This is a genomic window from Streptomyces sp. NPDC092370 (assembly GCF_044755265.1).
Classification (GTDB): domain Bacteria; phylum Actinomycetota; class Actinomycetes; order Streptomycetales; family Streptomycetaceae; genus Streptomyces.
Window position 1 is genome coordinate 15,563 of record NZ_JBIVQO010000014.1, and the last position, 22,258, is coordinate 37,820.

18 protein-coding genes are annotated in these 22,258 nt (G+C 70.9%); 11 read left to right on the forward strand and 7 right to left on the reverse strand.

Annotated features, from left to right (window positions below; translation table 11 throughout):
* Positions 1 to 9: 9 nt before the first annotated feature.
* A complete protein-coding gene (locus ACIQHQ_RS31955) occupies positions 10 to 144 on the forward strand; it encodes a hypothetical protein (RefSeq protein WP_402619135.1) in 135 nt (44 codons plus the stop codon).
* Positions 145 to 293: 149 nt separating this feature from the next.
* Here ACIQHQ_RS31955 and ACIQHQ_RS31960 read toward each other — a convergent pair whose 3' ends face one another.
* A complete protein-coding gene (locus tag ACIQHQ_RS31960) occupies positions 294 to 2,003 on the reverse strand; it encodes a hypothetical protein (RefSeq protein ID WP_402618642.1) in 1,710 nt (569 codons plus the stop codon).
* Positions 2,004 to 2,199: 196 nt separating this feature from the next.
* Between ACIQHQ_RS31960 and radA the strand changes: the two genes are divergently transcribed.
* Entirely contained in the window at positions 2,200 to 3,594 is a 1,395-nt protein-coding gene (gene radA / locus ACIQHQ_RS31965) for a DNA repair protein RadA (protein ID WP_402618644.1), read from the forward strand.
* 95 nt (positions 3,595 to 3,689) lie between these two features.
* On the forward strand, positions 3,690 to 4,814 hold the full coding sequence (gene disA, locus ACIQHQ_RS31970; protein WP_402618647.1) for a DNA integrity scanning diadenylate cyclase DisA: 1,125 nt from the start codon (positions 3,690 to 3,692) through the stop codon (positions 4,812 to 4,814).
* 75 nt (positions 4,815 to 4,889) lie between these two features.
* Here disA and ACIQHQ_RS31975 read toward each other — a convergent pair whose 3' ends face one another.
* Complete coding sequence (locus ACIQHQ_RS31975; RefSeq protein ID WP_402618650.1) at positions 4,890 to 5,744, reverse strand: hypothetical protein; 855 nt, start codon at positions 5,742 to 5,744, stop codon at positions 4,890 to 4,892.
* Positions 5,745 to 6,324: 580 nt separating this feature from the next.
* Here ACIQHQ_RS31975 and ACIQHQ_RS31980 point away from each other — a divergent pair.
* The 5 genes from ACIQHQ_RS31980 to cseC all read left to right on the forward strand — a co-directional run bounded on the left by ACIQHQ_RS31980 (position 6,325) and on the right by cseC (position 10,923).
* Positions 6,325 to 7,269 (forward strand): A/G-specific adenine glycosylase, encoded by a 945-nt coding sequence (locus ACIQHQ_RS31980; protein WP_402618653.1) that lies wholly within the window; start codon positions 6,325 to 6,327, stop codon positions 7,267 to 7,269.
* 284 nt (positions 7,270 to 7,553) lie between these two features.
* On the forward strand, positions 7,554 to 8,093 hold the full coding sequence (locus tag ACIQHQ_RS31985; RefSeq protein WP_030251439.1) for a SigE family RNA polymerase sigma factor: 540 nt from the start codon (positions 7,554 to 7,556) through the stop codon (positions 8,091 to 8,093).
* Positions 8,081 to 8,734: a hypothetical protein gene (locus tag ACIQHQ_RS31990; protein ID WP_402618655.1), complete on the forward strand. Its 654-nt coding sequence runs from the start codon at positions 8,081 to 8,083 to the stop codon at positions 8,732 to 8,734. Before ACIQHQ_RS31985 ends, ACIQHQ_RS31990 begins: the two co-directional genes overlap by 13 nt.
* Positions 8,735 to 8,863: 129 nt before the next feature.
* Positions 8,864 to 9,565 (forward strand): two-component system response regulator CseB, encoded by a 702-nt coding sequence (cseB, locus tag ACIQHQ_RS31995; protein WP_402618658.1) that lies wholly within the window; start codon positions 8,864 to 8,866, stop codon positions 9,563 to 9,565.
* A gap of 8 nt (positions 9,566 to 9,573) precedes the next feature.
* The gene (gene cseC / locus ACIQHQ_RS32000) at positions 9,574 to 10,923 is read left to right on the forward strand and encodes a two-component system sensor histidine kinase CseC (RefSeq protein ID WP_402618660.1); all 1,350 of its coding nucleotides are present in this window, start codon (positions 9,574 to 9,576) and stop codon (positions 10,921 to 10,923) included.
* Positions 10,924 to 10,936: 13 nt separating this feature from the next.
* Here the strand turns inward: cseC and ACIQHQ_RS32005 are convergent, their stop codons facing one another.
* The 3 genes from ACIQHQ_RS32005 to ACIQHQ_RS32015 form a co-directional block, all read right to left on the reverse strand.
* Complete coding sequence (locus ACIQHQ_RS32005; RefSeq protein WP_033310356.1) at positions 10,937 to 11,383, reverse strand: VOC family protein; 447 nt, start codon at positions 11,381 to 11,383, stop codon at positions 10,937 to 10,939.
* 65 nt (positions 11,384 to 11,448) lie between these two features.
* The gene (locus ACIQHQ_RS32010; protein WP_402618664.1) at positions 11,449 to 11,883 is read right to left on the reverse strand and encodes a helix-turn-helix transcriptional regulator; all 435 of its coding nucleotides are present in this window, start codon (positions 11,881 to 11,883) and stop codon (positions 11,449 to 11,451) included.
* A gap of 109 nt (positions 11,884 to 11,992) precedes the next feature.
* A complete protein-coding gene (locus ACIQHQ_RS32015) occupies positions 11,993 to 13,576 on the reverse strand; it encodes an MDR family MFS transporter (protein ID WP_402618666.1) in 1,584 nt (527 codons plus the stop codon).
* A gap of 135 nt (positions 13,577 to 13,711) precedes the next feature.
* Between ACIQHQ_RS32015 and ACIQHQ_RS32020 the strand changes: the two genes are divergently transcribed.
* The gene (locus tag ACIQHQ_RS32020) at positions 13,712 to 14,308 is read left to right on the forward strand and encodes a TetR/AcrR family transcriptional regulator (RefSeq protein WP_402618669.1); all 597 of its coding nucleotides are present in this window, start codon (positions 13,712 to 13,714) and stop codon (positions 14,306 to 14,308) included.
* Positions 14,309 to 14,330: 22 nt separating this feature from the next.
* Here the strand turns inward: ACIQHQ_RS32020 and ACIQHQ_RS32025 are convergent, their stop codons facing one another.
* Positions 14,331 to 15,035, reverse strand: a complete 705-nt coding sequence (locus tag ACIQHQ_RS32025; RefSeq protein WP_402618672.1) for a M23 family metallopeptidase — start codon at positions 15,033 to 15,035, stop codon at positions 14,331 to 14,333.
* A gap of 439 nt (positions 15,036 to 15,474) precedes the next feature.
* Here ACIQHQ_RS32025 and ACIQHQ_RS32030 point away from each other — a divergent pair, with 439 nt between their 5' ends.
* Positions 15,475 to 16,107 carry an HAD family acid phosphatase gene (locus tag ACIQHQ_RS32030; protein WP_402618675.1) on the forward strand — a complete coding sequence of 211 codons (633 nt, stop codon included), beginning with the start codon at positions 15,475 to 15,477 and terminating at the stop codon, positions 16,105 to 16,107.
* Positions 16,108 to 16,167: 60 nt separating this feature from the next.
* Positions 16,168 to 19,227 (forward strand): NACHT domain-containing protein, encoded by a 3,060-nt coding sequence (locus tag ACIQHQ_RS32035; protein ID WP_402618678.1) that lies wholly within the window; start codon positions 16,168 to 16,170, stop codon positions 19,225 to 19,227.
* Between the two features lie 111 nt (positions 19,228 to 19,338).
* On the opposite strand, the gene ACIQHQ_RS32040 is transcribed toward ACIQHQ_RS32035, so the two are convergent.
* Positions 19,339 to 21,864: an ATP-dependent Clp protease ATP-binding subunit gene (locus ACIQHQ_RS32040; protein ID WP_402618680.1), complete on the reverse strand. Its 2,526-nt coding sequence runs from the start codon at positions 21,862 to 21,864 to the stop codon at positions 19,339 to 19,341.
* Positions 21,865 to 22,258 lie beyond the last annotated feature (394 nt).

The window sequence follows — 22,258 nt, forward strand, 5'->3', positions numbered from 1 at the left end:
GGCTACGACGTGGCCGGACTCGGGTCGCCGCTGATCGAGCTGACGGGCAAGACCGGCTACGACCGGCTGGTCGAGCTGTGCGAGGAGCGACTGACCTCCCAGCTGCCGTTGCCGACCCCGCATCCCGCGGATCCGGTCACCTGAGGCTCGGCTACGACGTGGCCGGACTCGGGTCGCCGCTGATCGAGCTGACGGGCAAGGCCGGCTACGACCGGCTGGATGCGAGGAGCGACTGGCCTCCCAGCTGCCGTTGCCGGCCCCGCATCCCGCGGATCCGGTCACCTGAGGCTCGGCTACGACGTGGCCGGACTCGGGTCGCCGCTGTCCGAGGGCGGTGGCGTCGAGCCGGTCGGATCGGTCGGGCCCGCGTCCGTGGGCGTGGGGTCCGGGTCGGGCGACGGGGGCGGCGTGGTCGGCGTCGGGTCCGGGTCCGGGGCGGAGGTCGTGGGCGTCGGGTCGGGCCGGGTCGGACCCGGGTCGCTCGGACCGCTGGGCCGGGGGTCCGGACCGGGGCCGGAGGGGCCGGGCGCGGTGCCGTAGCCCTCGATGCGGACGACGGCGCCCCCCGGTGCGACCGCCACCCGCGCCTGCCAGGGGCCGGCGGGCTCTCGCAGATGGTCGACGTACACCTTGATCGTCACCGATTCGCCGGGTCTGAGCGTTCCCGACGACTGGCTGAGGTAGAGCCACGGGGCTCCCGTGGAGGCGGACCAGCGGACCGGGGCGGGGCCGGTGGCGGTCAGAGTGACGAGGGTGGTGTCGCCGCTGTTGTCCGCCGTGACCTCCAGGGCGGTCGTGCGGCCGGCTCCCGCGACGCCGATGACCTCCACGGAGACGTCGGCCTTGCCGTCCTCGCCGAACCGGGGACCGGGCCGGGTGCTCGCGTTGCCGGTGTTCTCGTAACCGCCGCCCGCCATCTCGCCGTCCAGTCCGAACGGGTCGTCCGCCTCACGCGCGGAGGCCGAGCGGCCGTCGTGCCCCTCGCCGACCGGGGTGCCCCGGTAGGCCGCCCACAGGGCGAGCACGGGGGCGGCGACGACGGTGGCGATCACGGTCGTGGTGATGGCACGCGCGCGCAGGCGGTCCCTGCGGGCGGCGTGGTCCTTGGGGTCCATCGGGAAGCCGCGCCGGTCGAAGCGGGGCGTGACGCTCCGGGGATGGTGCGCCATGGCCATGTGCAGGGCCGCCCGGGGCGCCGGCAGGACGGGCAGTTCGGCGGGCGTGACGCTGGTGCCGGGCCAGCGGCCGGGGATGGCGCGCTCGGCGGTGCGGCGGCAGCGCGGACAGTCGTCGACGTGCCGGACGAGTTCGCGGCGCAGGGCCGTGCCGAGCACGAGCCGGTCGTCGCCGGCGAAGTGCGCCACGCTCGGACAGGCCCCGGTCTCGACCACGGCGAGGGCCGCACGCGTGCGTTCCACCTCGCAGGCGGCGGAGGCCAGCAGGTCACGGGCGGCGTCCGGGGCCATGCCGAGGACGGCGGCGACCTCCCGGGCGGCGAGGTGATGGCGCACGGCCAGTTCGAGCGCCTCCCGCTGCTCCGGGGTGGTGCCGGCGGCCTCCGGCCAGGCGAGCAGGGCCAATTCGCGACGGCGCCGCTCCTGGACCTCCTCGCAAGGGGCCGGGGCGGCCGGGCGGTCGGGGCGCTGCCGCCCGGTGCGGCCCACGGCGTGGCCGCTCTGACGTTTCTGCTTGGCCTCGGCCAGCTTGCGCAGGCACGCCCAGCGGGCCAGCGCGTACAGCCAGGCCCTGCGGTCCGCGGGTGCCTCCGGGACGTGCCGGCCGCGGCGCTCGGCGAGCGCGAGGACCTCGCCCAGGGCGGCGGTCGCGGCCTCGTGGTCGCACAGCACGGACAGGCAGTAGGTGAACAGGCCGTCCAGGTAGGGCTCGTAACGTGCCGGCGGACGCTGCGCCAGTGTGCGCGCAGCCCCGCGGTCGCGCGCTTCCCGGTGCGCCCGGTGCGCGCCGGCCGTGCGGGTCGAGATCTCCGGAGTACTGCTCGTCATTCGGCGACCGTAGGGGGCCGGGAGTGGCGCCTTCCGCCAGCTTGAGCACATTTAATCCGTACGGGTGAAACGATCCCTCAATCGGGGACATGAACCGGTGGCTCCACGGCTGGCGCGGTGTGGCGGACCCCTGGCGCGCAGCCGGCCGCCGTCGGCCCGTCCCGCGATGTCAGTGGCGGCGGCTACGGTTTCGTCCATGGCTGCCCGTACGAAGACCACCAAGGACCGACCGTCCTACCGCTGCACCGAATGCGGCTGGCAGACGGCGAAGTGGCTCGGCCGCTGCCCCGAGTGCCAGGCCTGGGGGACGGTCGAGGAGTACGGCGCGCCCGCGGTGCGTACGACGGCACCGGGCCGGGTCACCACCTCCGCCCTGCCCATCGGCCAGGTGGACGGCCGTCAGGCCACCGCTCGCCCCACCGGCGTGCCGGAGCTGGACCGCGTGCTCGGCGGCGGACTGGTGCCCGGCGCGGTGGTGCTGGTCGCGGGCGAACCGGGCGTCGGCAAGTCGACGCTCCTGCTCGACGTGGCGGCCAAGTCCGCGAGCGACGAGCACCGCACGCTGTACGTCACGGGTGAGGAGTCGGCGAGCCAGGTCCGGCTGCGCGCCGACCGCATCGGCGCCATCGACGACCACCTGTACCTGGCGGCCGAGACGGATCTGGCGGCCGTGCTGGGCCACTTGGACGCGGTGAAGCCGTCGCTGCTGATCATGGACTCGGTGCAGACGGTGGCCTCCCCCGAGATCGACGGCGCGCCCGGCGGGATGGCCCAGGTGCGGGAGGTCGCGGGCGCGCTCATCCGGGCCTCCAAGGAACGTGGCATGTCCACCCTGCTGGTGGGCCATGTCACCAAGGACGGCGCGATCGCGGGCCCGCGCCTGCTGGAGCACCTCGTGGACGTCGTCCTGTCCTTCGAGGGCGACCGGCACGCCCGCCTGCGTCTCGTGCGCGGCGTCAAGAACCGCTACGGCACCACCGACGAGGTCGGCTGCTTCGAGCTGCACGACGAGGGCATCACGGGCCTCGCCGACCCGAGCGGCCTCTTCCTGACCCGCCGGGCCGAACCCGTCCCGGGCACCTGCCTGACCGTCACGCTGGAGGGCCGCCGCCCCCTGGTCGCCGAGGTCCAGGCGCTGACGGTGGACTCGCAGATCCCCTCCCCGCGCCGCACCACCTCGGGCCTGGAGACCTCCCGCGTCTCGATGATGCTCGCGGTGCTGGAACAGCGCGGGCGGATCAGCGCCTTGGGCAAAAGGGACATCTACTCGGCGACGGTGGGCGGTGTGAAGCTCTCGGAGCCCGCCGCGGACCTGGCCGTGGCGCTCGCCCTGGCGAGCGCGGCGAGTGACACACCTCTCCCGAAGAATCTCGTCGCGATCGGCGAAGTGGGCCTCGCGGGCGAGGTGAGACGGGTCACCGGAGTGCAGCGCAGGCTGGCCGAAGCCCACCGTCTGGGCTTCACACACGCGCTGGTCCCGGGCGACCCGGGCAAGGTCCCGGCGGGCATGAAGGTCCTGGAAGTCGCGGACATAGGGGACGCTCTGCGGGTCCTTCCCCGGTCCCGTCGCAGAGAGGCCCCACAGGAGTAGGAGGGGCGCCGGTAGACTTTGCCCTGGTCTCGCCCGTCCGTGCGAACCGAGCGCGCGACACGGGGGCGCCCAGAACCTGCGACCGGAGGAGTGCAGTGGCAGCCAACGACCGGGCATCTGCTCCCGGAAAATCCGGCGGGAGCGCCGGTACCGATGGCCTGATGCGCGCCTCCCTGAGCGCCGTGGCACCCGGCACCCCCCTGCGTGACGGCCTGGAGCGCGTGCTCCGCGGCAACACCGGCGGGCTCATCGTGCTCGGCTCCGACAAGACGGTCGAGGCGCTGTGCAGCGGCGGCTTCGTGCTGGACGTCGAGTTCACCGCGACCCGTCTGCGCGAGCTGTGCAAGCTGGACGGCGGCATCGTGCTGTCCTCGGACCTGTCGAAGATCCTGCGCGCGGGCGTGCAGCTGGTCCCGGACCCGACGATCCCGACGGAGGAGACCGGCACCCGGCACCGCACCGCGGACCGCGTCAGCAAGCAGGTCGGCTTCCCGGTCGTCTCGGTCTCGCAGTCGATGCGGCTGATCGCCCTGTACGTCGACGGCCAGCGCCGTGTCCTGGAGGACTCGGCGGCGATCCTGTCCCGCGCCAACCAGGCGCTCGCCACCCTGGAGCGCTACAAGCTGCGCCTCGACGAGGTCGCGGGCACCCTGTCGGCCCTGGAGATCGAGGACCTGGTGACCGTCCGGGACGTCTCGGCGGTCGCCCAGCGCCTGGAGATGGTGCGCCGCATCGCCACGGAGATCGCCGAGTACGTGGTGGAGCTGGGCACGGACGGCCGGCTGCTGGCCCTCCAGCTCGACGAGCTGATCGCGGGCGTGGAGCCCGAGCGCGAGCTGGTCGTGCGGGACTACGTCCCCGAACCCACGGCCAAGCGCTCCCGCACGGTCGACGAGGCCCTCGCCGAACTCGACGCCCTCACCCACGCCGAGCTGCTCGAGATGTCCACGGTGGCACGGGCGTTGGGCTACACCGGCGCGCCCGAGACGCTGGACTCGGCGGTGTCCCCGCGCGGCTTCCGCCTCCTCGCCAAGGTGCCCCGGCTCCCCGGCGCGATCATCGACCGCCTCGTCGAGCACTTCGGCGGGCTGCAGAAGCTGCTCGCCGCGAGCGTCGACGATCTGCAGGCGGTGGACGGCGTGGGCGAGGCCCGGGCGCGCAGCGTCCGCGAGGGGCTGTCGCGGCTGGCTGAGTCGTCGATCCTGGAACGGTACGTCTGACGCGGACGGCGGACCCGGCTGGAACGGCTGAGGGCGGTACCCGGCAAGAGGTACCGCCCTCCGGCTTCTCCGCGTCTAGTCGGCGGAGAGCACGAACGACGTCTGCACCTTCGCGAAGCCCGGGGCCTTCGCCTCCACCAGGTACGTGCCCGCCTTGGCCGAACCCGCCGCAGGCGTGGCGCACTCGGGGGCGCTCGGCTTGCGGTCCCACTTCACGGTGTAGGTGATGCCGCTGCCGGCGGCGACCCGGTACAGCTGGTGCGCGGCGGCCTTGGGGCAGTCCTTGGAGGACCAGTAGTCGTCGTCGCTGCTGGCCGGAGCGATCGTGAACACCGCGTTCTTCGGCCCGAGATCGATCTTGCAGTCGCTGCCGGAGATGTTCCGCGCGGTCAGCATGAAGGTGGGCGTCTGCTCGGGGTCGTAGGTGTTGTGCCGGCTGCGCAGGCTGAACTTGACCGCGCTCGCGGTGCAGTTGGGCAGGGTGGAACCGGCCGGCAGTGTGTCGCCCTCGGCGACGCCGCCCGCGGTGGTGCCGCTTCCCGAGCCGCCGGAGCCGCCGGATCCCTCGGACCCGGCCGAGCCGGAACCGTCGCCGGAGCCGGAACCGTCTCCCGCCCCGTTGCCCGAGCCGTCACCCGAACCGCCGCCGGACCCGGACGAGGAGCCGCCGGACCCGCCGCCGCTCGACTCCTCGCGTCCGCCGGGGGCTTGGCTGATGGCCGGTCCCGAACTCGACGGGCCGGGCGTGATGGAAGGCGCGGGATTCTTGCCGTCGGCGCCGTTGTCGCCATCCTTGCCGCCCCCGCCGCCCATGGTCACGATCCAGGCGGTCAGCAGCGCCAACAGGGCGACCACAGACACCAGTACGACCCTCCGACGCCAGTAGATGGAGGAGGGAAGCGGCCCGACCGGATTGCGCAGAGATCCCACGGCGCAAACCTTACGAGAGATCGGCGCGTTCGCCTGTCCCACCCGCCGCTCGGAGCCACAACTTTTCCGGATCATCATTCCGGAAATCGCGTCCCCACCCTTGCCTTTCGTCAGGTACGGGAGGAGATGATCACAGAGTGCGACGATTCAGCCCCGTCGCCTACCGTCCGTGACGATGACCTTCGAAGACATCGCACGCGACGTGGACAACGGTCGAACTGCTCTCCGGCGCTCGTGCGGCGCCAGTCTCCCTCGCACGAGACGCCCGTGCGCCGACGAGCCGGGCCGCACGGCGCACCGCCGGCCCGAGACGCCCGCGCGCCCCCGGCCGGCACCTTCGCCGGATCGTCCGCCCGGCATCGCGGCACGCTGAAGTGATGGGTCTCGCCCGGCAGTTCATGGCGGAGCCCGGCTGAACGGACTCCGGCGGGAGGGCCAGTCGGGGAGGACCAAGGAGGCCGAAGCAGCGTCCCTCCACGGTCAGCCGCTCGAACAGGAGCCTCCCGATCGTCGGGTCACCGCCTCGGTGGGGTGGCGGAGTGCCCGATTCGGCACCTCTGCGTGGCACCATCGAAGGGCCATGACTGCTCCCACGAAGCTCCCGCGCCCCGCCGCCCCCGCCGCCGCCTCCACCCCCTCCGGCCCGCCCCTCGGAGAGAACCTGCACTCCCCCGTCATCGACTGGTTCGGCGACAACGCCCGTGACCTGCCGTGGCGGCGCCCCGAGGCCGGGGCGTGGGGAGTGATGGTCAGCGAGTTCATGCTGCAGCAGACGCCGGTGAGCCGCGTCCTGCCCGTCTACGAGCAGTGGCTGGCGCGCTGGCCGCGCCCCGCCGACCTGGCCAAGGAGGCGCCCGGCGAGGCCGTCCGCGCCTGGGGCCGGCTCGGTTACCCGCGCCGCGCGCTGCGGCTGCACGGCGCCGCCGTCGCCATAACGGAACGGCACGGCGGTGACGTACCGGCCGACCACGCGCAGTTGCTGGCGCTTCCCGGCATCGGCGAGTACACGGCCGCCGCCGTCGCCTCCTTCGCGTACGGGCAGCGGCACCCGGTGCTGGACACCAACGTGCGCCGGGTCCTGGCCCGCGCGGTCACCGGCGTGCAGTACCCGCCGAACGCCACCACCGCCGCCGAGCGCAAGCTGGCCCGCGCGCTGCTGCCCGAGGACGAGCCGACCGCCGCCCGCTGGGCCGCCGCCTCCATGGAGCTGGGCGCGCTGGTGTGCACGGCGAAGAGCGAGTCGTGCCACCGCTGCCCGATCGCCGCGCAGTGCGCGTGGCGGCTGGCGGGCAAGCCGGAGCACGACGGTCCGCCGCGCCGCGGGCAGACCTACGCGGGCACCGACCGGCAGGTGCGCGGGCGGCTGCTCGCCGTGCTGCGGGAGGCGCACGGGGCCGTTCCGCAGGCGGCCCTGGACCGGGTGTGGCACGAGCCGGTGCAGCGGGCCCGTGCGCTGGACGGTCTCGTCGCCGACGGTCTGGTGGAGCCGCTGGAGGGCGGTTCGTACCGGCTGCCGCTGACCTGACGCACAGACAGATCACAGCCGCGGATCGCCGACCGTCACAGAACTCAGGGTGGACAAAACACCCCGAACCGCCCTCAACACCCCCACCCCTTTACCCCGTTCCGACTTCCGTTACACAACCGACGGACAGCCGAGCGCTGGCCGCAGGCTGCTTCGGACAGCTCCGTGACAACCCCTCCGTACCTTCAGTTGCGTTCCCGGAAGACACGGGGCGACGGAAGACACAGGCAGTACACGGGCCGGCGGGGAGCCGGCCCGCACGGGGAAACGGGAGGCGGTTCACCATGGCGCAGGGCGAGGTGCTCGAGTTCGAGGAGTACGTCCGCACCCGGCAGGACGCGCTGCTGCGCAGTGCCCGCCGCCTGGTCCCGGACCCGACGGATGCACAGGACCTGCTGCAGACGGCGCTGGTACGGACGTACGGCCGCTGGGAGACCATCGAGGACAAGCGGCTGGCCGACGCCTACCTGCGCCGGGTCATGATCAACACCCGTACGGAGTGGTGGCGGGCGCGGAAGCTGGAGGAGGTCCCGACCGAGCAGCTCCCGGACGCCTCGGTCGACGACGCCACCGAGCAGCACGCGGACCGCGCCCTGCTGATGGACATCCTGAAGGTGCTCGCCCCGAAGCAGCGCAGTGTCGTGGTGCTGCGACACTGGGAGCAGATGTCCACGGAGGAGACGGCCGCCGCCCTCGGCATGTCGGCCGGAACGGTCAAGAGCACGCTGCACCGGGCGCTCGCCCGGCTCCGCGAGGAGCTGGAGTCCCGCGATCTGGACGCACGCGCGCTGGAGCGTGAGGAGCGGGAGCGGTGCGCGGCCTGACCGGCGAGGGTTCCGCGCGGACCCGGGGCGGTATCCAGGCGGTGGGCGCGGCATTGGCCGTGCCCGCCGCCCTCGCCCTTTTGGTGTCCGGGTGCGGTGCCGGTGGGACCGGTGCCCGAGACGAGGGCCCGGCGCACGCGGACTCGGTGGCGGGTGCCGCCGCCAGCGAGTCCGCGGCTCCGTCGAAGACGCCCGACACCGTGAACGCGATCAAACTCGTCAAGGACGACCCGAAGGTCGCGCCCGGGGTGAAGCGCGAGCTGAAGCCGTGCGTCGCCGACGAGTACCCGGTCGACGTCTCCTACGGCAACCTGACCGGCGGCTCCGCGGACGACGTCGTCGTCAATGTGCTGACCTGCGGTGACGCGGTGGGTGTGGGCAGTTACGTGTATCGCGAGCAGGACGGCTCGTACGAGAATGTGTTCAAGGCCGAGGAGCCTCCCGTCTACGCGGAGATCGACCGCGGCGACCTGGTGGTGACCAAGCAGGTGTACGAGAAGGGCGACCCGGTGTCGAGCCCCTCCGGGGAGAACGTGATCACGTACAGATGGACCGCCGGCCGCTTCACGGAGAAGTTCCGCACACACAACGATTACGGGAAGGTCGTCGGCGACAGCCCGACGCCGGCGCCCACGAGCTGACGTGGGCGGAAGGCCGCGTGAACCGATCGGGCCGCTCGGACCGATCACTCGGTGAACGCATCGCACGGACCGTGCGTCCCAGCAGAGAGAACGCACCCCCACGGACCACGAAGGACTGAGAGCACCGGGATGGCAGATCAGACCCACGTCTTGTTCGTCGAGGACGACGACGTCATCCGCGAGGCCACGCAGCTCGCCCTGGAACGGGACGGCTTCGTGGTCACCGCCATGCCCGACGGGCTGTCGGGCCTGGAGGCCTTCCGCGCGGACCGCCCCGACATCGCGCTGCTGGACGTCATGGTGCCCGGCCTCGACGGGGTCAGCCTGTGCCGCCGCATCCGGGACGCGTCGACCGTGCCGGTGATCATGCTGTCGGCGCGGGCCGACTCCATCGACGTCGTGCTGGGCCTGGAGGCGGGCGCGGACGACTACGTGACCAAGCCGTTCGACGGGGCCGTGCTGGTCGCCCGGATCCGCGCGGTGCTGCGCCGCTTCGGGCACGCGGGCGGTGGCCGGGGTGAGGAGGCGACCGCCCCGGCGAGCGGCGGGATGCTGGCCTTCGGGGACCTGGAGGTCGACACCGAGGGCATGGAGGTGCGCCGCGCCGGTCATCCGGTGGCGCTGACCCCGACCGAGATGCGGCTGCTGCTGGAGTTCTCCTCCGCGCCGGGCACGGTGCTCTCCCGCGACAAGCTGCTGGAACGCGTCTGGGACTACGGCTGGGGCGGGGACACCCGGGTGGTCGACGTGCACGTGCAGCGGTTGCGGCAGAAGATCGGCCAGGACCGGATCGAGACGGTCCGCGGCTTCGGCTACAAGTTGAAGGCCTGAGCAGGGGTATGAGGGGGCAGTTCCGGCGCCTGGTCGCCGCGGTCTTGGAGCGTGCGGGCATCCGCACCGGTCTCAGATGGAAGCTGAGCGCGGCCATCGCACTGGTCGGGGCGCTGGTGGCGATCGCACTGAGCCTGGTCGTGCACAACGCCGCCCGGGTCTCGATGCTGGACAACGCGCGCGACCTCGCCGACGAGCGGATCATGATCGCCCAGCGCAACTTCGAGCTGTCGGGGCGGATGAACTTCCCCAACACCAAGATCAACGACCCGAACCTTCCGCAGGCGCTGCGGGACCGGGTCGAGGCCGGCCGGCGGGCGACCTACGTGGCCGACCGGCCGGGCGACGTGCCCGACATATGGGCCGCCGTGCCGCTGAAGAACGGGCAGGTGATGTCCCTGCACTCGGGCTTCACCGACCGCAGCTCGGACATCCTCCAGGACCTTGACCAGGCCCTGCTGATCGGGTCCATCGCCGTCGTCCTCGGCGGGAGCGCCCTCGGGGTGCTCATCGGCGGGCATCTCTCACGGCGGCTGCGCAAGGCGGCCGTCGCGGCCAACCAGGTGGCGGGCGGCGAGACGGACGTGCGTGTGCGGGACGCCATGGGCGGAGTCGTCCGGGACGAGACGGACGATCTGGCGAGCGCGGTGGACGCCATGGCGGACGCGCTACGGCAGCGCATCGAGGCCGAGCGGCGGGTCACCGCCGACATCGCGCACGAGCTGCGCACCCCGGTGACCGGGCTGCTGACCGCCGCCGAGCTGCTGCCGCCCGGACGCCCGACCGAGCTGGTGCTGGACCGGGCGAAGGCCATGCGCACGCTGGTCGAGGACGTGCTGGAGGTGGCCCGCCTCGACGGGGCCTCCGAGCGGGCGGAGCTGCAGGACATCATGCTCGGGGAGTTCGTCGCCCGGCGGGTGGCGGCCAAGGATCCGGCCATCGAGGTGCGGATCGTGCACGAGTCGGAGGTCACCACCGACCCGCGCCGCCTGGAGCGCGTGCTGTTCAATCTGCTGGCCAACGCGGCCCGGCACGGCAAGCCGCCCATCGAGGTCAGCGTCGAGGGCCGGGTCATCCGCGTGCGCGACCACGGCCCTGGCTTTCCCGAGGACCTGCTCGCCGAAGGGCCGAGCCGCTTCCGCACCGGCAGCAAGGACCGCGCCGGGCACGGCCACGGACTCGGCCTGACCATCGCGGCCGGGCAGGCCCGGGTGCTGGGCGCCCGGCTGACCTTCCGCAACGTCCGCACCCCGGGGACACCGGAACATCTTCCGGCCGAGGGCGCGGTCGCCGTGCTGTGGCTGCCGGAGCACGCGCCGACGAACACCGGGAGCTACCCGATGCTGCCGGGGTCGTAGACCGCCCGCTCGTTCAGCAGGTCCAGTCCTGGTCCATGTCGAGGCCGCCCTCGCGGGGCTGGGTGAAGGAGAACCAGTTGCCGGAGTCGTCCCGGAACAGCGCCTCCGTACCGTAGGGGCGCTCCTGCGGCTCCTGGAGGAACTCCACGCCCCGGTCCTTGAGCTTCTTGTAGTCGCCGTGGATGTCGTCGGTGGTCAGCACGCCCGCGCCGAGCGCGCCCTTCGTCACCAGCTTGCGGAGCATCTCGGCGGACTCGGGGTCCATCGCGGGCCCGCCGGGCACCATCAGCGTCAGCTCGACCTCGGGCTGGTTCGGCGAGCCGACCGTGAGCCAGCGCATGCCGCCCTCGCCCATGGTCATGTCCGTACGGACCTCCAGGCCCAGTTTCTCCGTGTAGAACTCCTTGGCCCGGTCCTGGTCGAGGACCCAGACGGTCGAGATGGCGAGACCTTTGATCATGGCGTGCTCCTGCTCTGGCTTCGCGGCCGGTTGTGCCTGCCCTGCCACGGTATGCAGCGGGGGTGTCAGCACGCTTCTCCGGAATTGCGCCGCCTGCCGGCGCCGGGCGCGGGGCGGAAGCCGCCGGCCCAGAGCATGGCGTAGCAGCCGGGTATGAGGGCGGCTCCCCGGCCCACGTGCTTGGTCCGGTATTCGCTGGGCGTCAGACCGGTCCAGGCCTTGAAGCGCGCCGAGAACGTGCCGACGCCGCTGTAGCCGACCAGGTGGCAGATCTCCGTCACCGACAGGTTCGCCGTGCGCAGCAGGTCCTCGGCCCGCTCCATGCGGCGGTGCGTCAGGTACTGGCCGGGGGTCTCGCCGTACGCCTCCTTGAAGGCGCGGATGAAGTGATAGCGCGAGTACCCGGCGTGCGCGGCCACGGTGCCCAGGTCGAGCCCGGGGTCTGCCCAGTCTCGGTCCATGGCGTCCTTGGCGAGCCGGACCTGGCGCGTCTTGTCCATACGACCGATGGTGGCACGGGTGTCTGACAACGCCCCCGGGCTCGCGGCCGGGCAGGACGAAGGCCCTCGGGCGGACACGGCGGCTTCCGGGGGCCTCGTGCGGTGCCGGTCAGACGGCCTCGGCCATGGGCGACTGCACCGCCGGGGCGTCCGGCGTGCCGTCCTCCTTCGGTCCCGCTCCCTTGAGCGGCACCTCCTTGACGAACACGGCCGCCGCGAGTGCGACCACCGCCACCACGGCCCCGAGCAGGAACGCCGAGTGCGTACCTGCGGACACCGCGTGCTGGTACGCCTCCCGGACCAGCACCGGGAGCTTCTCCAGGCTCTTCGCGTCGAGCTGCGCCGACTGCTCGGTCACCTTGGACCCCAGCGCACCGGCCCGCTCGGTCATGACGTCCTGGACGCGGTGGTTGAACAGGGCGCCCATGATCGCGACGCCGAAGGAGGAGCCGAGCGTACGGAACAGGGTGGTCGACGAGGACGCCACGCCCATGTCCTTCATCTCCACGCTGTTCTGCGCGACCAGCATGGTGATCTGCATCAGGCAGCCCATGCCGAGCCCGACCACGGCCATGAAGACACCGGAGGTCAGCCGGGAGGTCCCGGTGCCCATGGTGGACAGCAGGTAGAGGCCGACGATCATCAGCGCGCTGCCGGCGATCGGGAAGACCTTGTACCTGCCGGTGTTCGTGGTCACCCGCCCGGCGATCATCGAGGTCACGAGCATCGCACCGAGCATCGGCAGGAGCAGCAGCCCGGAGTTCGTCGCGGAGGCTCCCTGCACGGACTGCTGGTACAGCGGCAGGAAGAGCGTGGCGCCGAACATCACGAAGCCGGTGATGAAGCCGATGATCGACATCAACGTGAAGTTCAGGCTGCGGAAGATGTGCAGCGGTACCACCGGCTCGGCCGCCTTGGTCTGCCAGAACACGAACCCGACGAGCGCGGCGACCCCGATGCCGATCAGTTCCATGATCCGCACGGAGCTCCAGGCGTACTCCGTCCCGCCCCACGTCGTGACGAGCACGATCGCGGTGATGCCGACGGTCAGCAGCCCGGCGCCCAGATAGTCGATCCGCGCCTTGGAACGCTTCTTCGGCAGGTGCAGCACGGCACTGACGGCGACCAGCGCGACCGCGCCGAGGGGGAGGTTGATGTAGAAGGCCCAGCGCCAGCCCCAGTTGTCGGTGATGGTGCCGCCGACCAGCGGACCGCCGATCATCGCCAGCGCCATGACGCCGGCCATCATGCCCTGGTACTTGCCGCGCTCCCGGGGCGGGATCAGGTCACCGATGATCGCCATGACGCCGACCATCAGACCGCCCGCGCCGAGGCCCTGCACGGCGCGGAAGCCGATCAGCTGGCCCATGTCCTGGGCCATGCCGCTGAGCGCGGAGCCGACCAGGAACAGGACGATGGACGACAGGAACGTGCCCTTGCGGCCGTACATGTCGCCGAGCTTGCCCCACAGCGGGGTGGAGGCCGCGGTGGCGAGGGTGTAGGCGGTGACGACCCAGGAGAGGTGTTCGAGCCCGCCCAGCTCACCGACGATCGTCGGCATCGCCGTACCGATGATCATGTTGTCGAGCATCGCGAGCATCATCGCGATCATCAGCGCGAGCAGGACCACCCGCACGCTCTTCGGCTGTTTCATCCCGGCATCGGCCGCCGGTGCGTCCGTCGTGTCCGCCATCGCTCCCACTCCCCCAGCCACCGCTACTCACCACTGCCACTTACTTGCCGACCGGCTAGTGACTACACTCGGAAGCTAGCCGTGGAACTAGCCGGGCGTCAAGTAAGTTTTAGGGAAAGCGGGCGGCGTAGGAGGATGGGCGGCACCATGGACGGCACCAAGCAGCGGCGCCGCGGGGACACCCGTCGGCGCATCCAGGACGTAGCCCTCGAACTCTTCGCGGAGCAGGGCTACGAGAAGACGTCCCTGCGCGAGATCGCCGAGCACCTGGACGTCACCAAGGCGGCGCTCTACTACCACTTCAAGACGAAGGAAGAGATCCTCGTCAGCATCTTCGAGGACCTCACGCAGCCGATCGAGGACTTGATCGAGTGGGGCCGGCAGCAGCCGCACACCCTCGCGACCAAGCAGGAGATCGTCCGCCGCTACGCCGACACGCTCGCCCAGGCGGCCCCGCTGTTCCGCTTCATGCACGAGAACCAGGCGACGGTACGGGAACTGCGCATCGGCGACTCCTTCAAGGAGCGCATCCGCAGCCTGCGCGACATCATCATCGACCCGGACGCGGACATGGCCGACCAGGTCCGCTGCGTCAGCGCGCTCTTCACACTGCACGCCGGGATGTTCCTGATGCAGGACATGGAAGGCGACCCCGAGGAGAAGAACAAAGCCGTCCTCGAGGTCGCCACGGATCTGGTGACCCAGGCCCACCGGGGAGCCGGGGGCTCCTAGGGCCTGGGCGACCCGGGGCCGGTCAGACCTTCACGCCCTTGGCGCGCAGGAACTTCACCGGGTCGACCGCCGAGCCGTAGTTCGGGGTCGTACGGATCTCGAAGTGCAGGTGGGGACCGCTGGAGTTGCCGGTGTTGCCGGACTTGGCGATCTCCTGACCGGTCTTGACGATCTGGCCGATCCGCACGGTGACCTTCGACAGGTGGGCGTACTGGGAGTACGTGCCGTTGCCGTGCTTGATCACGACGGCGTTGCCGTAGGCGGGGCCGTCGCCGGCGCCGTTGCCACCGGCCTTGACCACGGTGCCGCCGTGGGTGGCGACGACCTGGGTGCCGCTCGGCACGGCGAAGTCCTGACCGCTGTGGGTGGACTGCCACATGCCGCCGTTCTGGGCGAAGCTCGCGGACAGCGTGTACTTCTTCACCGGGTCGACCCAGGAGGGCTTGGCCTTCTTGGCGGCGGCCTTCTTCGCGGCCGCCTTCTTCGCGACCGCCTTCTTCGCGGCAGCGGCCTTCTCGGCCTTCACGGCCTCGGCCTTGGCGGCCTTGGCCTGGGCGGCGGCCTGCGCCTGGACGGCGGTGGCGGCACCGGACGCGGCCGTGGTGTCGGCGGCGGACGCGACCCCGGCTCCCAGTGCGACCGAGACACCAAGGCCGGCGGCCAGCACGGTCGCACGGGTGCGGAGCTGGGACGTACGGGAAGAACGGGACGTGACGCGCTGGGACATCGAAACCTCGTGTGGAAGGGGACGGAGAAAACCACCCGGCGCACTGACGCCCGCCGCATGGCCATCCCTTGGTAACCCGAAGTCCGACAAACGCCCAAAAGCGTGATCTACGACGCTAATTAGTAATGTGGTTCAGTGTTCTACGTCTCTTGACACAGCAGTCATTCGGCATGAATCAGGGCACCAGCCGCATTTCTGCCCTCACTCTGAGGCAAGAATCCCTTTTGTCCCGGCTCGTTATCCACTATTCCGGCTAGTACCGGACATATCGCCTGTGCGGCATGTCACCGGGCGCCCTCTCCGGCCCGTACGGAAATGTGGCGCACGCCTCTAGGCACCTACCGTCCGGTAACCCTACGGTTCCCCTCGCGCCACCCTCGAGCACGAGCATGCACACGACATGTTGGCAGCGTCACGGACGTGAGAGGACCCCCACGACATGCAGATCCGACGCCCCTGGTTGCGCCGTGCATCAGTGACCGCCGCCTCGGCGGCAGCCCTCGTGGCAATGGCCGCACCGGCCGACGCCACGACCGCCACCCGCGCTTCCACGGCCGCCGCCACGGCCGCGGCCGCCGACGTCGACTACGGCACCTGGCAGAAGGACTGCCGGGCCGTGATGGACCAGGCGCTGCCCTATCTGAAGCAGCGGATCGCGGCCACGAAGCCCGGCGAGAAGCAGGCGATCGTCTTCGACATCGACAACACGGCGCTGGAGACCGACTTCGGCTTCAGCTACCCCCAGCCCGCCAACAAACCGGTCCTGGAGGCCGCCAGATACGCGCAGGAGCGCGGGGTCGCCCTGTTCTTCGTGACCGCCCGCCCGGACATCATCGCCTCGTTCACCCAGCACAACCTGAAGCAGACCGGCTACCAGGTCTCGGGGCTCTACGTCCGCAACTTCATCGACCTGTTCAAGAACGTCGCCGACTACAAGACAGCCCAGCGCGTCGACATCGAACGCAAGGGCTACACGATCATCGCGAACATCGGCAACAGCGACACCGACCTGTCCGGCGGCCACGCCGAGAAGACGTACAAGCTGCCGGACTACGGCGGGCAGCTTTCCTGACCGGCCTGGTCAACTGCGGGTAGTCTCACCCCCGTTCGCGCGATCACGGGGGTGAGGCGGTTGGATCCGACGGTACTCGGCGGCAAGCTGGCGTCCTCACTGGTCGCCCCGCTGCTGAAGAAACTCTTCCACCCGGACGGACCGGGAGCGGGCCTGGTCGAGAGGCCCGTACGCCTGTCCGCTCTCGTGTCCTTCCGGGGCGAGCAACGCACCCTGGACGAACGGGATGTCCGGAAACTCGCCGCGCAGGTCGTGACGCGGGCGGTGGACTCCCCCGGCGAGCCGCCCTTCCCGCCCGGCGAGCAGATCGCCGTCACCGACACGTTGGCCCGCAGACTGCTCTCCCTCGGCGACCTCGACATGGACGACGTCCAGGCGGTCCGCCTGGGTCACCGTGAGCTGGCCAGGAAACTGCACCACGCGGCCCCGGCGCCCGACGGCCTGTGTGCGGACTCCTGCCATTTCCTCGACCACGCGACCGAGTGGGCGTGCCTGAACATCCTGGAGTTCTTCACCCGCCGCTCCACCTTCGTCGCCCGTTCCCTCGTCGAGCAGACCCGGGCCCAGGCGGAACTGATCGCCAAGGTCGACGAACTGATCACCCGCACGCCCCGCCCGGACGCCCGCGACCGCGCCTTCGAACGCCGCTACCTGCCGTTCGTCGCCGAGCGCCACAACCACATCACCATCTACGGCATCGACCTGCGGGACTCCCCGGACCGCTGGCCGCTGGAGGTCGCCTATCTGACGCTGGAGGCGACCGCCGAGCGGGAACCCGAGCGGGCGGCCGCGCCCGGCGAGGATCCGCCGGCCCGCACCGGGCGGATGCCCGCCGACGAGACGCTGGACAAGGACTCCAGGGTGCTGCTGCGCGGCGACGCGGGCTCCGGGAAGACGACACTGGTGCAGTGGCTGGCGGTGACCGCGGCACGCGAGGGCACGCACATCCCCTACGTCCTCCCGCTGCGCACCCTGATCCGCACCGGCCCGCTGCCCGCACCGGCCGCTTTCCTGAGCGCCGTCGGCTGCCCGCTGTCCCCGCCGGACGGCTGGACGGAACGCGTGCTGACCGCGGGCCGGGCGCTGGTCCTCGTCGACGGTCTGGACGAGATCCCGGCAGGCGACCGCCACGGCACCCGTGACTGGCTGCGGGCCCTCATCCACGCCTTCCCCGGCAACCGCTGGCTGCTGACCACCCGGCCCACCGCCGTACGCGCCGAGTGGCTGTCCCAGGAGGGGTTCCGGGAGCTGTCGCTGGCACCGATGGGCCGGGGGGAGGTCGCCACCTTCGTCCACCGCTGGCACCGGGCGGCGCGCGCCCCGGAGTACGAGCAGCGGCTGCTGGACTCTCTGCGCACCAAGCGGGACCTGGCCCGTCTCGCCACCAATCCGCTGATGTGCGGCCTGATCTGCGCCCTTCACCGCGAGCGCCGCGGCTACCTGCCCGCCGGGCGCAAGGAGCTGTACGACGCCGCCCTCACCATGCTGCTTGCCCGTCGCGACCGGGAGCGCGGCATGAACACGGCCGAGGGACCGGAGCTGGGCGAAGCCGCCCAGCTCGAACTTCTCCAGCGCCTGGCCTACGCCCTGGTGCTGAGCGGCCGGACCGAAATGACCCTGAAGCGCGCCGAGAGGATCGTGGAGAGCGCGCTGCCCACGCTGGCGCCGGGGACAGGGAAGGGGGACGCGTCACACATCCTGCGGATCCTGCTGCTGCGCAGTGGCGTGCTGCGCCGTCCGGCCGAGAACGTCGTGGACTTCGTTCACCGCACCTTCCAGGACTACCTGGGCGCCCGGTACGCCGTCGAAGAGGGCCACCTCGACGTCCTCACCAGGCATGCCGACGACACCCAGTGGGAGGACGTCATCCGCATGGCCGTGGCCCACGCCCGGCCCACCGAACGGGTCTTTCTGCTGGGGGAACTGCTGGCCAGGAACACGCCCCGGCTCACGCTGCTGGCGCTGGCCTGCCTGGAGCACGCGACCGCGCTGGACCCCGCGGTGCGCACAGGGGTGGAGGAGCGGGCCGCCGCGCTGATCCCGCCACGCACGACCGCGGCCGCGAGGGAGCTGGCGGAGGCCGGTCCGCTGGTGCTGGAGCTGCTGCCGGGACCGGAGAGCCTGACGGACCAGGAGGCACGGGGAGTCACGATCACCGCCTCGGTCCTGGCATCGGAGGAACCCGACGGAGCCCTCGCCGTGCTGCGCCGCTTCCGGGACCACCCGGACCACGACGTCCGGCGGCAGCTGGCGGGCACCTGGCACCGGTTCGGCGCCGAGCAGTACGCCGTCGAGGTACTGGACCACCTCGACCGCTCGGACCTCTTCCTCACCTGCGAGTCGCCCGCCCAGCTGACGGCCCTCGCCCGGATGCGTCCCTGGCCCGATCTGGCCTTCGAGGGCCCGCACAGCGCCGAGGACGTCGTGGCCGCCGTACCGGAGCCCGGGACCGTGACCACGCTCGGCATCATCCGGAACCGGCGCCTGACGGAACTGGGCGCCCTGCGGCGCTTCACCGCGCTGAACCGGCTGACGGTTCTCGAGTGTCCGGACGCAACGGGCCTGGAGCGGCTGCGGCCGCTGCCGCTCACCGAACTCGTCCTCAACCGCGTCGCCGACCTGACGGGACTGCGGTCCCTGCCGTCACTGACACTGCTCGCCATGGCCCAGGAACTGCCAGGTGCCACCCTCACCGACACCCTGCCGGCCGAGGCCCCACTGGGCTTTCTCTCCCTGGGCCGGCACAGCACCGACACGACCGGGCTGCGGGGGCTGGGCCACTGGAGGACACTGCACACGCTCAGACTCGGACCGCTGACCACGGAACTGACGGCGGCCGACTGGCGGGAGGTCGCCGCCCTTCCCCGACTCACCTGCCTGTATCTGAACGCTTCGATCATCCGGGACCTGCCGGCCTCCATCGGCTGCATGCCCGAGCTGCCGGGGGTCGAGGTGCTGCGGATCCCCTCGATGGACGGCACCGAGCATCTCGCCGCGCTGGCGTCCCGGCTGCCCGGGTTGCACTCGGTGATCCTGGGGAACCGGCCCGGACACTTCTTCCCGGTGTCCGGCTTCCAGCCGCTCTTCCCGGACGCGGACCTCACCCTGGACCCGGGCTGAGGCGAGAGCCGGAGCACAGGGGCGGCCGACGGACGGGCCGGGCGAAGCACGACGTGGGGCCACCGCCCGAAGGCAGTGGCCCCACGTGGTGTCAGGAGCGTCCCCGCAGGGTCACGCGTCCTTGCTCAGGTTCGGACCCGAGCCACCCGCCGCCTGCTCGATCGGCGGGACGTCCGGAAGAGCCGCCTTCTCCTCGCCTCGGAAGGTGAAGGTCTTGGTCTCGCCCTCGCCCTCCGTGTCCACGACCACGATGTGACCGGGGCGCAGCTCGCCGAAGAGGATCTTCTCCGACAGCGAGTCCTCGATCTCGCGCTGGATGGTGCGACGCAGCGGACGCGCACCCAGCACCGGGTCGTAACCCTTCTTGGACAGCAGCTCCTTGGCGGACGGGGAGAGCTCGATGCCCATGTCCCGGTCCTTCAGGCGCTCGTCGACCTTGTCGATCATCAGGTCGACGATCTTGAGGATGTCGTCCTGGCTGAGCTGCGGGAAGACGACCACGTCGTCGACGCGGTTGAGGAACTCGGGCCGGAAGTGCTGCTTGAGCTCGTCCGAGACCTTGTTCTTCATGCGCTCGTAGTTGGACTTGGTGTCGCCCTGGGCCGCGAAGCCCAGGTTGAAGCCCTTGGAGATGTCCCGGGTGCCGAGGTTGGTCGTCATGATGATGACCGTGTTCTTGAAGTCCACGACCCGGCCCTGGGAGTCGGTCAGGCGGCCGTCCTCCAGGATCTGCAGCAGCGAGTTGAAGATGTCCGGGTGGGCCTTCTCGACCTCGTCGAAGAGCACGACGGAGAACGGCTTGCGGCGGACCTTCTCGGTCAGCTGGCCGCCCTCTTCGTAGCCCACGTAGCCGGGGGGCGAACCGAAGAGACGCGAGACCGTGTGCTTCTCGCTGAACTCCGACATGTCGAGGGAGATCAGCGCGTCCTCGTCGCCGAAGAGGAACTCGGCGAGCGCCTTGGACAGCTCGGTCTTACCGACACCGGACGGGCCGGCGAAGATGAACGAGCCACCGGGACGCTTCGGGTCCTTCAGACCGGCACGCGTACGGCGAATCGCCTTCGACAGCGCCTTGACGGCGTCGTTCTGGCCGATGACGCGCTTGTGGAGCTCCTCCTCCATACGCAGCAGGCGGGAGGACTCCTCCTCGGTCAGCTTGAAGACCGGGATGCCGGTGGCGGTCGCGAGGACCTCGGCGATCAACTCGCCGTCGACCTCGGCGACGACGTCCATGTCGCCGGCCTTCCACTCCTTCTCCCGCTTGGCCTTGGCGGCCAGGAGCTGCTTCTCCTTGTCGCGCAGGGAGGCGGCCTTCTCGAAGTCCTGCGAGTCGATCGCGGACTCCTTGTCGCGGCGGACGCCGGCGATCTTCTCGTCGAACTCACGCAGGTCCGGCGGCGCGGTCATCCGGCGGATGCGCATCCTGGAGCCGGCCTCGTCGATCAGGTCGATCGCCTTGTCCGGCAGGAAGCGGTCCGAGATGTACCGGTCGGCCAGGGTGGCGGCCTGGACCAGCGCCTCGTCGGTGATGGAGACGCGGTGGTGGGCCTCGTACCGGTCACGGAGACCCTTGAGGATCTCGATCGTGTGCGGCAGGGACGGCTCCGCGACCTGGATGGGCTGGAAGCGGCGCTCGAGGGCCGCGTCCTTCTCCAGGTGCTTGCGGTACTCGTCGAGCGTGGTCGCGCCGATGGTCTGGAGCTCACCGCGGGCCAGCATCGGCTTCAGGATGGAAGCCGCGTCGATGGCGCCCTCGGCGGCACCCGCACCGACCAGCGTGTGGAGCTCGTCGATGAACAGGATGATGTCGCCGCGGGTGCGGATCTCCTTGAGGACCTTCTTCAGGCGCTCCTCGAAGTCACCGCGGTAGCGGGAGCCGGCGACCAGCGCGCCGAGGTCCAGTGTGTAGAGGTGCTTGTCCTTGAGGGTCTCGGGCACCTCGCCCTTGACGATGGCCTGGGCGAGGCCCTCGACGACGGCGGTCTTGCCGACGCCGGGCTCACCGATCAGCACCGGGTTGTTCTTGGTACGGCGGGACAGCACCTGCATGACCCGCTCGATCTCCTTCTCGCGCCCGATGACCGGGTCGAGCTTGGACTCACGAGCGGCCTGGGTGAGGTTCCGGCCGAACTGGTCGAGGACCAGGGACGTGGAGGGCGTGCCCTCGGCAGGACCGCCGGCGGTGGCGGTCTCCTTGCCCTGGTAACCGGAGAGCAGCTGGATGACCTGCTGCCGCACGCGGTTCAGATCGGCGCCCAGCTTGACGAGGACCTGGGCGGCGACGCCCTCGCCCTCGCGGATCAGGCCGAGCAGGATGTGCTCCGTGCCGATGTAGTTGTGGCCCAGCTGAAGGGCCTCGCGGAGCGACAGCTCCAGGACCTTCTTGGCACGGGGGGTGAAGGGGATGTGGCCGGACGGGGCCTGCTGGCCCTGGCCGATGATCTCCTCCACCTGCTGGCGGACCGCCTCGAGCGAAATCCCGAGGCTCTCAAGGGCCTTGGCGGCGACACCTTCACCCTCGTGGATCAGGCCCAGGAGGATGTGCTCAGTGCCGATGTAGTTGTGGTTGAGCATCCGGGCTTCTTCCTGAGCCAGGACGACAACCCGCCGCGCGCGGTCGGTGAACCTCTCGAACATCGTTAATCGCTCCTCAGAGCGGTCAGGCAGTGGGGGGAACTTCCCCTCCCTGTCCTTCCGCAGCTTAGTCCCGCAAGCGGGGACCGCTCATTCCAACTGCCGACACCGGACCGAGAACCAACACTGCCTCCTGACCCCGAACGCCGACATCTGCTCCAACCCGATGGTGCGAGACGATGTTCCCGCAGGCCAGACAGATACCCCACTCGCCAGTACGCCGATGGCGAACGTGAGACGTCCTTTCCTGCGTGTCGCCCCCTCCCACTAGGGATGTCTTACCCGCACGGACCGGAAGACCATGCCGAGTGCCCCCGTTCCCTCCGCTACGGGCGAACAACCTTGCGTCTCCCCGCACCCGCGGCACGCCCCCTTTTCGACACCCTGTGCGCGCGTG